The following is a 14,990-nucleotide window of genomic DNA, read 5'->3' on the forward strand; positions in this document are numbered from 1 at the left end:
GCCGGGAGCGCGCGTTGAGCTGGGTGCGCCCCTCCTCTGCTTCGCAGCTCTGCGAGCCACCCCACCCCTCTTCCACGGGGGGAGAGGGAGTCAACACCGCCTCCCGCCTCCCGCTTCCCGCCTCCCGCTGTTTCCCCACTTCCCCCCTGAAAGGAGCCCCCCATGGGCGTACTTGAGATCGCCAAGGGCATGGGCGTCACGCTGAGCAAGTTGTTTCAGAAGCCCGTGACGGTCAGTTACCCCGAACAGCGCGCCACGCTGCAGCCCCGCTTTCGTGGCCGCCACATCCTGACGCGCCACCCGGGCACGGGCCTGGAAAAGTGCATCGGCTGTTCGCTGTGTGCCGCCGCCTGCCCGGCCTACGCCATCTATGTGGAAGCCGCCGAGAACGACCCCGCCGCGCCCGTCAGTCCGGGCGAGCGCTACGCCAGGGTCTATGAGATCAACATGCTGCGCTGCATCTTCTGCGGCATGTGCGAGGAAGCCTGCCCCACGGGCGCCGTGGTCATGGGCAACGAATTCGAGATGGCCGATTACCGCTCCCGCGACTTCGTGTATGGCAAGGAAGACATGCTGGTGGGCGTCACCGGCAGCCTGCCCCAGCGCCGCGAGGCCGAGCGCAGGGGCAAGCCGGTGCGCCTGGGCTTCCAGCTGGAGGGCGCTGTGCGCGAGGAGTTGGAAGGGGTGAAGTATCAGTGATGGTTGATGGTCAAACGTTGATGGTGGATGGTGTCAGCGGCCAGGGCGTCGCGGGGGCGAAAGGGTGGGGCACCGAAACCCCACGCACCGCTTCCTGCCTCCTGCGTTCCCTGCTGTTCCCACTCCCTGCTGCCCACTCCCCACTTCCCGTGGCCGGCGGTCACGCATGACGCTCGCCTTTATCCTTCTGGGCGCGCTGGCCATCGTCGGCGGCATCATCACCATTGCCGCCCGCAACGCTGTACACGCCTCGCTGGGGCTGGTGGGCACGCTGCTGTGCGTGGCGGGGCTGTTTGCCACGCTGAACGCCTCGTTTCTGGCGGCCACGCAGGTGATCGTGTACGCCGGGGCCGTGATGGTGCTGTTTCTCTTCGTCATCATGCTGCTCAATGCCAACCAGCCGGTCACCGGGCACGACCCGGTGCCGTTCGTGCGGGAGCTGGCGGGCATTGGTGGCACGCTGCTGGCGGCGGCCTTTGTGGTGCTGGCCTTTACCTACAAAGACCCCCGCCCCCTGGCAGAAAGTGCAGCGGCCCTGCGCGGCGGCGACGCCATGATCATGGGCGAAACGCTGCTCACGCGCTTCCTGCTGCCCTTTGAAGCGGTCAGCATTCTGCTGCTGGTGGCCATTGTGGGCTCGGTGGCCCTGGTGCAGCGCCCCGAGGCTCAGCCTGACGGCGTGCCCGATGAACTGGACACCCCGGTGGGTACCGTGCCCGGCGACCGGGGACAGGACGAGCAACCCCGCTTTGGGCCCCGCGTGGGCGGCCAGCCGGCCCTGCAAGCGGCCCGGGACGGCGAGGTGAGCGCGTAATGGTGTCCACCTCTTCCTACCTGGCGCTCTCGGGCATTCTGTTCGCCCTGGGCATGATCGGGGTGCTGACCCGGCGCACGGCCATCATGGTGTTCCTGTCGGTGGAACTCATGCTGAACGCTGCGAACCTCGCGCTGGTGGCGTTTGCGCGCTCGTGGGGCGATCCCACCGGGCAAACGGCCGTGTTCATCGTGATGACCCTGGCCGCCGCCGAAGTGGCCATTGGCCTGGCGATCATCGTCGCTATTTTCCGCAAGCGCGAGACCACCAACGTGGACGATCTCGCGGCCCTGAAAGGCTGAGTGGCTATGGACAGTCTTCCCGCTCTTTACCTGCTGCCGCTGCTGCCGCTGCTGTCGTTTGCGGTGCTGATGTGCTTTCCGCGCCTGTTTCCGGGCAAGACCGGCGGCTGGGTGGCCACCGGCGCGGTGGGCGCCGCCTTCGTGGTGGCCGCGCTGCGCTACCTGAACCAGGGTGGTACCCCAGCCCACGAGATTCTCTGGGAATGGCTGCCCAACATGGCCCTGAACGCCAACCTTGCCGTGGGCTTCTGGTATGACCAGCTCTCGGCCCTGATGGCCCTGATTATCACGGGCGTGGGCTTCCTGATTCACCTGTACTCCATTTCCTACATGGGGCACGACCCGAAGTTCACGCGCTTTTTCGCCTTCCTGAACTTCTTCGTGGCCATGATGCTGATTCTGGTCCTGGCCGACTCCTACCCCCTGATGTTCGTGGGCTGGGAAGGCGTGGGCATGGCGTCGTACCTCCTGATCGGCTTCTGGTTCAACGGCCGCAACAGCGAAGCGTCGGACCGGGACCTGCGCGAGGCCAGCGACCGCGAGGGCGTGGCGAACTCCAACGCCGCCCGCAAGGCCTTCATCATGAACCGCATTGGCGACCTGGGCTTCATGCTGGGCATGTTCCTGCTGTTCAAGCTGTACGGCACCCTCTCCATCCCGGAACTGGCCGAGCGGGTGGAGGGCGGCGCGCAGGTGGCGCAGGCCGGCATTGAACTGGCCTGTCTGTTCCTGCTGGTGGGCGCGGTGGGCAAGAGTGGTCAGCTGCCCCTGACCACCTGGCTGCCGGACGCCATGGCCGGGCCCACGCCAGTGTCGGCGCTGATTCACGCGGCGACCATGGTGACGGCGGGCGTGTATCTGGTGGCGCGCAGTCACTTCCTGTACGACCTCGCCCCGAACGCCAGCCTGTGGGTGGCCTGGGTGGGTGGCCTGACGGCGCTGTACGGGGCCCTTTCCGCCCTGAACCAGCACGACATCAAGAAGATTCTGGCGTTCTCCACGGTGTCGCAGCTGGGCTACATGTTCATGGCCGTGGGCCTGCACGCCTACTCTGCCGGGGTCTTTCACCTGCTCACGCACGCCTTTTTCAAGGCGCTGCTGTTCCTGGCGGCGGGCGCCGTGATTCACGCCCTGCACGACGAACAGGACGTGCGCCGCATGGGCGGGCTGCGCCGCAAGATGCCCTTTACCCATCTGGTGTCGGTGGCGGGTGTGCTGGCCATTGCCGGCATTCCCATCTGGAGCGGCTTCTTTTCCAAGGACGCCATTCTGGCCGCCGCTTTTGAAGCCAATCCCGGCCTGTACGTGATCGGGCTGGGCGTGGCGCTGCTGACTGCCTTTTACATGGGCCGCTGGTACTTTCTGGTGTGGGCGGGCAAGTACCGGGGGCACGCGCACCCGCACGAGGCGGACCTGCTGACCAGGATTCCGCTGGGCATTCTGGCCGCGCTGGCCACCCTGGGCGGGCTGCTGAACATTCCCACCTTCCTGGGCGGCAAGCACGCCTTCGATGACTACCTGGGCCGCGCCATTCCAGTGCACGCCCACGAGATTCCCGTGAGCACCGAGTGGCTGCTGACCGCGCTGGCGGTGGGCGCCGGGGTGCTGGGGCTGGTCTGGGCCTATCTGGAACACCGCCGGGGCACCCTGATGGACGGCCCGCTGGGCGAAACCAGCACGCGCGCCCTGTACCTGGACACCGTGTACGACAACGTGGTGGGCGCCCCCAGCCGGGCCATTGCCGGCGCGCTGGACACCGTGGACCGGGGCACCGACAGCGCGCTGGGCAGTGTGGCGCGCAACGCCAGCGGGCCGGGCGGCCTGTTCACCCTGTGGCAGAGCGGTTTCGTGCGGGCCTACGCGGTCAGCATGGTGCTGGGCACCGCGCTGATCATCGGCTACTGGGCCCTGAAAACGATTGGAAGTGGCGCATGACCTTTCTGGACTGGCTTCCCACGATCATGATTTTCCTGCCGGTGCTGGGCAGCCTGCTGCTGCTGGTGGTGCCGAAAACCTTCCGGGACGAGGTGGCGGGCCTGATTGCCGCGCTGACCCTGGGCGCTGGGCTGGCCATCTGGCGCGGCGGCGGCTCAGAGCTGTTCCGCTGGGACTGGATTCCGCCGCTGGGCATCACCTACTCGGTGCAGCTGAGCGGGGTCAGCCTCGCGCTGGCGCTGGTCACGGCGTTCATGTCCTTTATCGCCATCCTGTACGCCGCGCGGCGCATCCCGAACCCCGGGCCCATGCTCTCGCTGATTCTGGCGATGGAAACCGGCCTGATCGGTATTTTTGCCGCGCAGGACCTGCTGCTGTTCTACGTGTTCTTTGAAGACGCCCTGATTCCCGCCCTGCTGATGCTGGCCATGTACGGCAAGGCTGGGCGCATGAAGGCGCTGGTGAAGTTTGCGGCCTACACGCTGTTTGGCAGCCTGCTGATGCTGGTGAGCATCATCGGGGTGCGCTACCTGGGGGGCAGCCCCACCTTCGCCATGGTGGACCTGAAGGCCAACCTCGTGGAGGGCCCCGCCCAGACGTGGCTGTACCTGGGTTTCCTGGCGGCCATGGCGGTGAAGCTGCCCCTGTGGCCCCTACACGCGTGGCTGCCGGACTTCCACGAGCAGAACCATGATTCCGGCGTGCCGGACGTGATGGGCACGCTGTACAAGGTGGGCGGGTACGGCCTGTTTACCTTCGGGATTCCGCTGTTCCCGGACGCCAGCCTGGAACTGCGCCCCATCCTGATGGGTCTGGCCGCCTTCACGGCCCTGTACGCCGCCTGGATTGCCTTCCGGCAGACCGACTGGAAGCGCCTGCTGGCCTACGCGGGCCTGTCGCACATGGGCTTCGTGGCGCTGGGCGTGTTTTCGCTCAACGAAACCGCCGTGATTGGCGCCATGTACCTGCTGGCTTTCCAGAACCTGTACACGGGCGCGCTGTTTCTCTCGGTGGGCATGGTGCAGGAGCGCATTGGCAGCCTGGAGACCCGGGTGGGCGGCGTGATGACCCAGGCGGGCGCCCTGAGTGGCCTGACCATGGCCCTGTGGTTCGCGTCCATCGCCGTGCCGGGGCTGGCCGGGTTTATCGGGGAATTCTCGATTCTCCTGGGGGCCTATCAGGTCTCGCCGTGGCTCACCTTCATTGCCGGGATCACCACCATTGCCGCCGCCGCCTACGCCCTGACCGCCTTCCAGACCACCTTCTGGCAGGCCCGCCCGCTGGGCGCCGTGGGCGTGCGCGACCTCGTGCACACCGAGTGGCTGGTGCTGGGCCTGCCGCTGGCCGTGCTGATTCTCTTCGGCGTGTACTCCGCGCCGGCCCTGAACCTCATGCAGCCGGCGGTGCGCGCCGTGCTGAGCGCCCTGGGAGGCAACTGACATGCTGACGCCCCCCGATGTGGCCCTGACCCCCATGCTGCCTATCCTGATCGTGCTGGCCGGCGCCATTTCCAGCACCCTGCTGGGCTTCTGGGTCCAGCGGCGCACCCTCACCTTCATCAACATCGGCGCGCTGCTGCTCTCGGGCGCCAGCCTCACCCTGCTGTGGAACCGGGGCCTGAGCGCCTTTGGCGGCAGCCTGAACGCCGACAACGCGGCGCTGCTGCTCTCCTTTGTCATTCTGGTGGGTACCCTGATGACCCTGCTGGTCACCCTGGATACCGCGTGGCGCGCGCGGGTGTCGTTCCCCGAATTCGACGCCATGCTCATGTACGCCGTGACCGGCTGCCTGCTCATCGCCTTTTCCGGCGACCTGATCGTCATGCTGATCGGCCTGGAGATCATGAGCCTGTCGAGCTACGTGCTTGCCACCCTGCAGGGCTCGCGCCGCGCCGAGGAATCCGGCCTGAAATACTTCCTGCTGGGCGCAGCGGGCAGCGCGGTGCTGATTTACGGTCTGGCCTTCGTGTACGGCGCCACCGGCAGCCTGAACTACGCCGCCATTGCCGAGCGCGTGGGGTCCGTACAGGGCCTGTTGCCGCAGAACGTGGGCATTCTGGTGGGCGGCGCCCTGCTGGTGTTGTGCGGCTTTGCCTTCAAGGTGGCCCTGGCGCCCTTTCACCAGTGGACCCCCGACGTGTACGGCGGCGCACCCACCAGCGTGAGCCTCTTTCTGAGCACCGTGGTGAAGGTCGCCGCCTTTGCAGGCATGCTGCGCGTGTTCTCCGGCGCCCTGGCCGACGCCCCGGGCTGGCATTCGGTGATGCAGGTGCTGATCGCTGCCACCCTGATCGTGGGGAATCTGGCGGCGCTGCGCCAGCTGAACTTCAAGCGCATGCTGGCGTACTCGGCCGTGGCCCACACCGGCTTCCTGGCGATGGCCCTGTTGGGCACCCCCCAGGCGGGCGGCGCCGCCCTCAGTTACTACCTGCTTGTGTACACCCTCATGACCGCCGCTGCCCTGGCCGTGGTGGCCGCCCTGCAGCGCTCCGAGGCGGGGTTCGAGATCAGCGACCTGCGCGGGCTGTACTTCCGGCATCCAGGGTACGCAGTGTGCCTGGCCATCTGCCTGGCCTCGCTGGCGGGCCTGCCGCCGTTTGCCGGGTTCTTCGGCAAGTACCTCGTGTTCCAGGCGGCCTTTCAGAACGGCTACGTGTGGCTGAGCGTGCTGGCGGCCCTGACCAGTGTGGCCGCGCTGGTGTACTACCTGCGCCCCGCCATGCTGATGTTCATGCCGGACCGCACCCCGGCGCGCGAATACGCCCACGGCCAGCGTCCCGCCACCACCCTGGCGGTGGGCCTGGGCGTGGCGGGCGTGACGGTGCTGGGCCTGCTGCCCAACCTGTGGTACGCCTGGGGGGCCTCGCCGGTGATCTGGAACCTGCTCGCCGGCCGGTAAAGCCGGGAGCGGGCCCCGTTCCAGCAGCAAGCCGCCGCCCCGGATTGGAGCGGCGGCTTGCTGTGGTGGGGGTGCCCCGGTTCTCTCAGGACAGCGGCCTGCTCAGTACTGCCGGCCGAAAATCACGCGCTTGCCGTAGGCGCCCGGCTGGCCGCACTTCACGCAGGGGCCCTCGCCGTGCTCGTGGAAGAATTCGGCGTCGTCCAGCGGCACGTTGCGCGTGGTGGCCTTGGTGTCGTCCTTGATGCTCTTTTCGCACGCGGCGTCGGCGCAGTGGTACGCGCGGACCCAGTGCCCACTCTCGATGCCTTCCTGGAACGCCTCGTAGGTGTCGGCCACCAGGGTGCGGGTCAGCAGAAACTGGGTCGCGCGGCCATACAGCCAGTCGTGAATCTCGTCCAAGCGGGCGGGCATGCCCGCCACGGCGTCGGCGCGCGTCAGGGTCTCCTTCTCGTCACGGTTGCGGTTTTTCACCACGACCACACCCTGCTCCAGATCGCGCGGGCCCAGTTCAATGCGCACCGGCACGCCCTTCAGTTCCCAGTCGTTGTACTTGAAGCCGTTGGTCACGCCGTCGCGCCGGTCCACCTTCACCTTCAGGCCCAGGCCACGCAGTTCGGCGGCCAGCTTCTCGCCCTCTTCCACCATCTGGTCAAAGTTGTCCTTGCGGCCCACGGGAATCACCACCACCTGAATGGGCGCAATCCGGGGCGGCATGATCAGCCCGAAGTCGTCGCCGTGCGTCATGATGATCGCGCCGATGATGCGGCTGGAAATCGCCCAGGAGGTCGTGTGGGCGTACTCTTCCTTCTGTTCGCGCGTCTGGAACTTCACGTCAAAGGCCCTGGAGAAGTTCTGGCCCAGGTAGTGGCTGGTGCCGGACTGCAGCGCCTTACCGTCGCGCATCATGCCCTCAATGGAGTAGGTGGCCACGGCCCCGGCAAAGCGCTCGCTGGCGGTCTTCTCGCCGCGCACCACGGGCAGCGCCAGCACGTCGCGGCAGAACTCGTGGTAGAGGTCCAGCATCTGCCGCACTTCGGCGCGGGCCTCGGGTTCATTGGCGTGGGCGGTGTGGCCCTCGTGCCAGAAGAATTCGCTGGTGCGCAGAAACGCCTTGGTGCGCAGCTCGGCGCGGAACACGCTGCCCCACTGGTAGTGCAAGAAAGGCAGGTCCCGGTAAGAGTTCAGCCAGCCGCTCCACATGTGCCCAATGATGGTTTCGCTGGTGGGGCGCAGCACATAGGGCTCAGCCAGTTCCTCGGTGCCGATCTTGCTGACCGTGAAGAGTTCCGGCGCAAAGCCTTCCACGTGGTCGGCTTCCCTGGTGATAAAGCCCATGGGAATCAGGGTGGGAAAGACCAGGGACTCGTGGCCGGTGGCCTTGAAGCGGTCGTCCAGCCAGCGCACGATGTTTTCCCACAGCGCGCTGCCATAAGGGCGCACCACCATGGCGCCCGCCACGGGGCTGTTGTCGGCCAGATCGGCCTTTTTCACGACCTCGTTGTACCAGTCGTTGAAATCTGCGCTCTGGGGGGTGACGCCGTACTGCGCCGCCTTCCTGTCCTGTTTCCCGCCGTCTTTCGTCATCACCCCGCATGATACCGGGCGCAGGGAGGGTCGGAATCGGCCAGAGGGGAGGGCAGAGGGCAGGCCAGGTGGCAGAGGCGCGGGGAGGGGAGGGCCGGGCAGACTGCCTGCTATGAGTGCATCCACCCATTACTTCTACCGAACGGCCCACCCGTTCTCGAATTTCCACCCCAGCCTGTTTGTGGAGGACGGCGTGACATACCACTGGGCCGAGCAGTACCTGATGGCCCGCAAGGCGAAGCTGTTTGGCGACGAGGCCACCCGGGCGAGGATCCTGGCCGCCTCTACCCCCGCAGAATGCAAGGCGCTGGGGCGCCGCGTGACCCCATACGACGATGGGGTCTGGGCGCGCGAGCGGTTCGGCGTGGCCCTGGCGATGCTGCGGCTGAAATTTGGGCAGAATCCAGAGCTGCGCGCCTTCCTGCTGAACACCGCAGACGCCGAGCTGGTCGAGACGGCGGCGGATGACCGCATCTGGGGCATCGGCTTCGCGGAGCCCCAGGCCGAGGGCGCGCGGCAGGCGTGGGGGCAGAACCTGCTGGGCAAAGCCCTGATGGCGGTGCGGGCGGAACTGCAGCTTGCCTGACCGCCCAGAGTTGGAAACAGTTCCAATTCCGGTTTATGCTGAGCAGCCATGGCCCCTTCCGACCCCTTCCGGCTGCTGGCCCCCGAGTCGCTGCGCCGCGCCTTTGACGACGACCGCGACGCCGAGACGTTTCTGCTGCGCTTGGAGCGCTACGGCCCGGAGCTGATCGAGAGCCTGGCGGCCGTGTACGGTGACCAGACCGCCGCGCTGCTGCCCGAACTGCTGGAAGTCCTGCTGCACGCCTTTCACACCCGCCCGGCCGACCTGAAACGGCTGGACGAGGCCCGGCTGCTGCGCCCCGACTGGTTGCAGCAGCCCGGGATGATCGGGTACGTGGCCTACGCCGACCGCTTTGCCGGCACCCTCAGGGGCGTGCAGGCCCGCGTGCCCTACCTGGAAGAGCTGGGCGTGACCTACCTGCACCTGATGCCGCTGCTCAGGCCCCGGCCCGGCGAGAACGACGGCGGCTACGCGGTGGCCGACTACCGCGCGGTGCGCGGCGATCTGGGCAGCATGGACGACCTCTCGGCGCTGGCCGCCGATCTGCGGGGCCGGGGGATCAGTCTGGTGCTGGACCTCGTGCTCAACCATGTGGCGCAGGAGCACGAATGGGCCGTGAAGGCCCGTGCAGGCGACCCCGCCTACCGCGATTACTTCCACCTCTTTCCCGACCGCGCCGGGCCCGACGCCTACGAGCGCACCCTCCCCGAGATTTTCCCCGACTTTGCGCCGGGCAATTTCACCTGGAATGAGGACGCGCAGGGCTGGGTCTGGACCACTTTCAACACCTACCAGTGGGACCTGAACTGGGCCAACCCCGCTGTGCTGCGCGAATTCGTGGACATCATCCTGCACCTCGCCAACCGGGGGGTCGAGGTGTTCCGGCTGGACGCCATTGCCTTTCTGTGGAAGCGCCCCGGCACCGACTGCCAGAACCAGCCCGAGGTGCATCACCTGACCCGGGCGCTGCGGGCCTGCGCGCGCATTGCGGCGCCCGCCGTGGCCTTCAAGGCCGAGGCGATTGTGGCCCCGGGGCAGCTGATTCATTACCTGGGCACCGGCGGGCACCACGGCCGCGTGAGCGACATGGCGTACCACAACTCGCTGATGGTGCAGCTGTGGAGCAGCCTCGCCAGCCGCGACGTGCGCCTGTTTGAAGAGGCCCTGCGCGCCTTTGCGCCCAAGCCTTTGAGCACCACCTGGGGCATGTACGTGCGCTGCCACGATGACATCGGCTGGGCGATCAGTGATGACGACGCGGCCCGCGTGGGCCTGTCGGGGCCGGCGCACCGCCACTTCCTGAGCGACTTTTACAGCGGCGAGTATCCCGGGTCCTTTGCGCGGGGGCTGGTGTTTCAGCACAACCCGCAGACCGGGGACCGGCGCATCAGCGGCTCGGCGGCCAGCCTCGCGGGGCTGGAAGCGGCCCTGGCGGCGGGCGATCCGCGGCAGGTGGACCTTGCGGTGCGGCGGCTGCTGCTGCTGCACGCGGTCATCCTGGGCTTTGGCGGGGTGCCGCTGCTGTATATGGGCGATGAACTGGCGCTGCTGAACGACCACACGTTCGCTGACACGCCCGAGCACGCCCCGGACAACCGCTGGGTTCACCGCCCCCCCATGGACTGGGCCCGCGTGCAGGCCGTGGCCGCCGACCCTGGCACCCCCGAGGGCCGCGTGAACGCCGGGCTGCGCCGCCTGATCGCCGCGCGCCAGGGTCTGGCACACCTGCACGCCAGCGTGGAAAGCCGCCCGGTGGGCAGCCCCGATCCCTGCGTGCTGCTGCTGCGCCGCGACCATCCGCTGGGCGTGATGCTGGGGGTCTACAACTTCAGCGAGCACACCGTTCAGTTCCCCGCCTGGGCCCTGCGCGAGCACCTGGGCGAGCACGCGCTGGACCATGTGGCCGGGAGCGCCTTTACCTTCGGCCACGCCCCGGTGGTGCTGGACCCCTACCGCGCCCTGTGGCTGACCCAGGCCCCCTGAGCGCGGTGGTCAACGGGGCCAGTCAACGGGGCCACGCGCAGGAGGACGTGACCGAAAGCTCAACAGCAACGGACTCCGCCTGCAGCGGCCGGCCCCCTACCATCAGGTATGGCAACCACCCTCAAGGCCCTGGCCCAGAAGATGCGCGGCATGGACTACTGCCTGCTGACCACCGTGAGCAGTCACGGCCAGCTGGCCTCGCGGCCCATGAGCAACAACGGCGAGGTGGAATACGACGGCACCAGCTACTTTTTCACCTGGGCTGACTCGCGCGCCGCCCGCGATATCGAGAAAAACAGCCACGTCGTACTGAACTTCAAGGCCAAGAAGGGCTTTTTGTTCGTGGCGGTGCAGGGCCACGCCCGCGTACTGCACGACCGCCGCGTGATGAAAGACCACTGGCACCCGGAGCTGGAGCGGTGGTTCAAAGGCGGCCTGGACACCGAGGGGCTGGTGATGCTGGTTGTGGACGCCCGGCGCATTCAGTGGTGGGGCGAGGAAGACGGCAAGATTGAGTTGAAGCCGGATTGACGGGAAACCCCCAGCCATGCAAATGGGGCAGCCCGGTTGGTGGCTGCCCCAGGGGGTCCAGTGAAGCGGGGATTAAACTGCGCCCACCTTCCGGGCAATGATGCCTTCGATGTACTTGACCACGCTGGAAAGCGGCACGCGGCCCAGCACATCTTCCAGGAACGCCGTGACCAGCATCTTCTCGGCCGTTTCCCTGCTGATGCCGCGCGAGCGCAGGAAGAACAGGGCTTCCTGGTCCACCGGGCTGGTGGTGCTGCCGTGGCTGCAGCGCACGTCGTTGGCATTGATTTCCAGCTGCGGCACCGAGTAGTTGCGGGCTTCGCTGGACAGCATCAGGGTGCGGTGCTTCTGGTAGGCGTCGGTTTTCTGGGCGCCCAGGTCCACCTTGATCATCCCGGAGAACACGCCCACGCTCCGGTCGTTGTTCACGCCCTTGTACAGCAGGTCGCTGTGGGCGTGCGCGGCGGCGTGGTGCTGCAGGGTGTAGTGGTCGAAGTGCTGGTCTTCATTCGCAAAGTACAGCGCCAGCATCTCGCTGTCGGCGCCCTGCCCGCGCAGGTAGCTCTGCATCTCGGTGCGCGATAGGGTGCCGCCCATGGTCACCACCAGACTGTTCAGGGTGGCGTCGCGCTCCACGTCGCCGCGCTGGCGCTGAATATGGGTCACGCCCTTGCCCCAGTTCTGAATGGACACGTAGCGCACGCGCGCGCCCGCCTTCACGACCAGCTCCACAGCGCCAATGGCGTAGGTGCCGGGCAGGTCGTCGCTGGCCTGCTCGTCAATGAAGGTCACCTGCGCGTTTTCCTCGGCCACCACCAGGGTGCGGGTGGCGGTGTAGGTGCCGGCCTCGCTCATCACGCGGAAGGACCCCAGGGGCAGTTCGACCTCCACGCCGCGCGGCACGTACATAAAGGCGCCGTTCGTCCACAGCGCCGCCGCCAGCGCGCTGAACTTGCCCTCGCTGGGGTCGGGGCTCTTGCTGGGGGTGGTGCCGGGCGCGGCAATGGTGGTGTCGTCGGGCACCTCGGCAGGCACCACGGAATACAGGTACTGCTGCACCTTGTCGGCGTGCTGTTCCACCGCCGTCTTCAGGTCGGTGAAGATCACGCCCTTCTGGGTCAGCTCGGCGGGCAGTTCGGTGCGGTACACCACGTCTGGGCCGTCCAGCACCAGGAAAGCGCCCACGTCGGTGCCGGTCAGGCGTTCCTGCACGCTGGCGGGCAGCGCGGCCACGTCCGTGACCTCGTCGCGCTTGCCGTGGGGGCGCAGCGCGGCGAAGTCCATGTCCACCTGGGTGTACTTCCAGGCCTCCACGTTCTCGGTGGGAATGGCCAGGGTGTTGAACAGGTCCAGGCTCTCGCGGCGCTTGCTGTTCAGCCACTCGGGGCCGGTGTGCGTGGCCAGTTGCTCGGTGAATTGGGTCATGAACACTCCAGGAAAAGAAAAAGAAGTCCCTCAGTTGAGGAACGACTCCACTTCAATGACCACGCCGAAGGGGGTATTGAAGTAAAACGTCAGCCGGCCGTGATTCTCACTTGGCGCCGGAATCTGAAAGCCGCTGTCGGTGAGCTGCTGGTAAATCGCCCGCACCTGCTCGGGACTGTCCTGCAAAAACCCAATGTGAAATACCCTGGGGTACTGAGGATCCTCAACGCGGAACATGGAGAGCAGCGCGCCCACGTCATCCCGCAAAAAGGCCATCTGGTCGTTGATCGGCATGCCGTCCCCGGCTGGTCGCAGCCCGAAATGGCGCTGGAAGATCGCCACCGCCTGCGGCACATCCTTGACGCCCAGATTGATGTGATTGAGTTTCATGGCTTTCCTCGCCACTCGGCGTGCCGATCACTGATCAGGGCGGCCACCCGGGCGTAATTCTCCCAGGTGTCGGTCACATGGTAAATGGAGGGCAGCTCGTCAAACAGGTTGAAGTAGTCGTGCAGATATTCGCCGCCGCCCGCCGCCGAGGCGTAATAGTGACGGGCAAAGGCGTTGCCTTCGTCACTCAGCATGTCGCTGGTGAGTACGCCTGCCCAGCGGCCAAATACCTGGGCGCCCGTCTGCTCTCTCGTCCGGATTGCCTCGGCGTCGTGCTGCAGGGCATCTGCCAGCAGGTGATGGTCCGCCAGCCAGCTGATAAACATGCCGGTGTGCACGAATCCCTGCGACGGCGGCAGGTCTGCCGGAAAATCTCCGTCATAGTGCCACTTGGCCTTGTCGTAGCAGATGCCCTGGGTCATGGCTTTAACCGACCGAGCCTTCCATTTCCAGCTCAATCAGGCGGTTCAGCTCCACCGCGTATTCCAGCGGCAGTTCCTTGGCAATCGGCTCAATGAAGCCGCGCACGATCAGGCCGGCGGCCTCGTCCTCACTCAGACCACGGCTCTGCAGGTACAGAATCTGGTCATCGTTGATCTTGGACACGGTCGCCTCGTGGCCCACAGAAGCGTCCTTTTCCTCAATCTCAATGTAGGGGTAGGTGTCGGTGCGCGCTTCCTCGTCCAGCAGCAGCGCGTCGCATTCCACGTTGGTCTTGGAGCCCCTGGCGCCCTCGTAGATCTTGACCAGCCCACGGTACGAGGAGCGGCCACTGTCCTTGGAGATGCTCTTGGACACGATGGTGCCGCTGGTATTGGGCGCAAAGTGAACAATCTTGGCGCCGGCGTCCTGGTGCTGGCCACGGCCGGCCATGGCGATGCTCAGCACCTCGCCCCGCGCGCCCTCTTCCAGCAGGTAGCAGGCGGGGTACTTCATGGTCACCTTGCTGCCCAGGTTGCCGTCCACCCATTCCATCACGCCGCCCGCGTACACGGCGGCGCGCTGGGTCACGAGGTTGTAGACGTTGTGGCTCCAGTTCTGAATGGTGGAGTAGCGGAAGCGGGCGCCTTCTTTCACCACAATCTCAATGACGCCGGAGTGGAACGAGTCGCTGGAGTACGCCGGGGCCGTGCAGCCCTCAATGTAGTGGGCCTGCGCGCCCTCGTCGATGATGATCAGGGTGCGCTCGAACTGGCCGCTGCTTTCCGCGTTGATGCGGAAGTACGTTTGCAGGGGAATATCCACCTTCACGCCCTTGGGCACGTACACGAACGAGCCGCCGCTCCAGACCGCGCTGTTAATGGCCGCGAACTTGTTGTCCTCGGGCGGCACGATGGTGGCGAAGTGCTCGCGGAACAGCTCGGGGTATTCCTTCAGGCCGTCCTCAATGGACAGAAAGACCACGCCCAGCTTTTCCCACTCCTCTTTGAGGTTGTGGTACACCATCTCGCTCTCGTACTGCGCGCCCACCCCGGCCAGCGCGGCGCGCTCGGCTTCGGGAATGCCCAGGCGCTCGAAGGTGTTCTTCACGTCCTCGGGCACGTCGTCCCAGGAGCGGGCGTTCATGCCTTCAGGCTTGATGTAGTAGTAAATCTCGTCGAGGTTCAGCCCCGAGAGGTCCGCGCCCCATTCGGGCATGGGCTTGCTCAGGAAGATGTCCAGGGCCTTGAGGCGAAAGTCCAGCATCCACTGGGGCTCGTCCTTGGCCTTACTGATCATCTCGACGACGTCGCGGCGCAGGCCCTTGGGGGCCTTGATGGCGTACTTCTCGGGGTTGCTCCAGCCGTATTCGTAGCTGGTGTTGATCTCTGACGCTTCAGGATTAACGGTCATGTGCTTC

At 66.4% G+C, this 14,990-nt stretch carries 14 protein-coding genes; 9 read left to right on the plus strand and 5 right to left on the minus strand.

Annotated elements, in window-relative coordinates; all coding sequences use genetic code 11:
* The first annotated feature begins 162 nt into the window (after positions 1 to 162).
* From nuoI to C8263_RS09820, 6 genes are all read left to right on the plus strand, one after another.
* On the plus strand, positions 163 to 699 hold the full coding sequence (nuoI, locus tag C8263_RS09795) for an NADH-quinone oxidoreductase subunit NuoI (protein ID WP_107137939.1): 537 nt from the start codon (positions 163 to 165) through the stop codon (positions 697 to 699).
* A gap of 166 nt (positions 700 to 865) precedes the next feature.
* Positions 866 to 1,513 carry an NADH-quinone oxidoreductase subunit J family protein gene (locus C8263_RS09800; RefSeq protein ID WP_107137940.1) on the plus strand — a complete coding sequence of 216 codons (648 nt, stop codon included), beginning with the start codon at positions 866 to 868 and terminating at the stop codon, positions 1,511 to 1,513.
* A complete protein-coding gene (nuoK, locus tag C8263_RS09805) occupies positions 1,513 to 1,815 on the plus strand; it encodes an NADH-quinone oxidoreductase subunit NuoK (protein WP_107137941.1) in 303 nt (100 codons plus the stop codon). The genes C8263_RS09800 and nuoK overlap by 1 nt, the downstream gene beginning before the upstream one ends.
* A gap of 6 nt (positions 1,816 to 1,821) precedes the next feature.
* A complete protein-coding gene (gene nuoL, locus C8263_RS09810; RefSeq protein ID WP_107137942.1) occupies positions 1,822 to 3,750 on the plus strand; it encodes an NADH-quinone oxidoreductase subunit L in 1,929 nt (642 codons plus the stop codon).
* Positions 3,747 to 5,189, plus strand: a complete 1,443-nt coding sequence (locus tag C8263_RS09815) for an NADH-quinone oxidoreductase subunit M (RefSeq protein WP_107137943.1) — start codon at positions 3,747 to 3,749, stop codon at positions 5,187 to 5,189. The genes nuoL and C8263_RS09815 overlap by 4 nt, the downstream gene beginning before the upstream one ends.
* A gap of 1 nt (position 5,190) precedes the next feature.
* Positions 5,191 to 6,648, plus strand: coding sequence for an NADH-quinone oxidoreductase subunit N (locus tag C8263_RS09820; protein WP_107137944.1), 1,458 nt, complete (start codon positions 5,191 to 5,193; stop codon positions 6,646 to 6,648).
* Positions 6,649 to 6,750: 102 nt separating this feature from the next.
* On the opposite strand, the gene proS is transcribed toward C8263_RS09820, so the two are convergent.
* Complete coding sequence (gene proS / locus C8263_RS09825; protein WP_107137945.1) at positions 6,751 to 8,235, minus strand: proline--tRNA ligase; 1,485 nt, start codon at positions 8,233 to 8,235, stop codon at positions 6,751 to 6,753.
* Between the two features lie 112 nt (positions 8,236 to 8,347).
* Here proS and ybiA point away from each other — a divergent pair, with 112 nt between their 5' ends.
* From ybiA to C8263_RS09840, 3 genes are all read left to right on the plus strand, one after another.
* Positions 8,348 to 8,821, plus strand: a complete 474-nt coding sequence (ybiA, locus tag C8263_RS09830) for a riboflavin biosynthesis intermediates N-glycosidase (RefSeq protein WP_107137946.1) — start codon at positions 8,348 to 8,350, stop codon at positions 8,819 to 8,821.
* A gap of 48 nt (positions 8,822 to 8,869) precedes the next feature.
* The gene (locus C8263_RS09835; RefSeq protein WP_107137947.1) at positions 8,870 to 10,804 is read left to right on the plus strand and encodes an alpha-amylase family protein; all 1,935 of its coding nucleotides are present in this window, start codon (positions 8,870 to 8,872) and stop codon (positions 10,802 to 10,804) included.
* A 108-nt stretch (positions 10,805 to 10,912) separates the two neighbouring features.
* Complete coding sequence (locus C8263_RS09840) at positions 10,913 to 11,335, plus strand: pyridoxamine 5'-phosphate oxidase family protein (protein ID WP_107137948.1); 423 nt, start codon at positions 10,913 to 10,915, stop codon at positions 11,333 to 11,335.
* Positions 11,336 to 11,407: 72 nt separating this feature from the next.
* On the opposite strand, the gene sufD is transcribed toward C8263_RS09840, so the two are convergent.
* The 4 genes from sufD to sufB are packed head-to-tail and all read right to left on the minus strand — an operon-like array spanning position 11,408 to position 14,983.
* Positions 11,408 to 12,760 (minus strand): Fe-S cluster assembly protein SufD, encoded by a 1,353-nt coding sequence (gene sufD / locus C8263_RS09845; protein ID WP_107137949.1) that lies wholly within the window; start codon positions 12,758 to 12,760, stop codon positions 11,408 to 11,410.
* A gap of 30 nt (positions 12,761 to 12,790) precedes the next feature.
* Positions 12,791 to 13,150 (minus strand): VOC family protein, encoded by a 360-nt coding sequence (locus C8263_RS09850; RefSeq protein ID WP_107137950.1) that lies wholly within the window; start codon positions 13,148 to 13,150, stop codon positions 12,791 to 12,793.
* Positions 13,147 to 13,572 carry a DUF7832 domain-containing protein gene (locus tag C8263_RS09855; protein ID WP_107137951.1) on the minus strand — a complete coding sequence of 142 codons (426 nt, stop codon included), beginning with the start codon at positions 13,570 to 13,572 and terminating at the stop codon, positions 13,147 to 13,149. The genes C8263_RS09850 and C8263_RS09855 overlap by 4 nt, the downstream gene beginning before the upstream one ends.
* Before the next feature lie 4 nt (positions 13,573 to 13,576).
* Complete coding sequence (gene sufB, locus C8263_RS09860; protein ID WP_107137952.1) at positions 13,577 to 14,983, minus strand: Fe-S cluster assembly protein SufB; 1,407 nt, start codon at positions 14,981 to 14,983, stop codon at positions 13,577 to 13,579.
* Positions 14,984 to 14,990: the final 7 nt, after the last annotated feature.

The sequence above is a fragment of the Deinococcus arcticus genome, from assembly GCF_003028415.1.
Taxonomy (GTDB): Bacteria; Deinococcota; Deinococci; order Deinococcales; family Deinococcaceae; genus Deinococcus; species Deinococcus arcticus.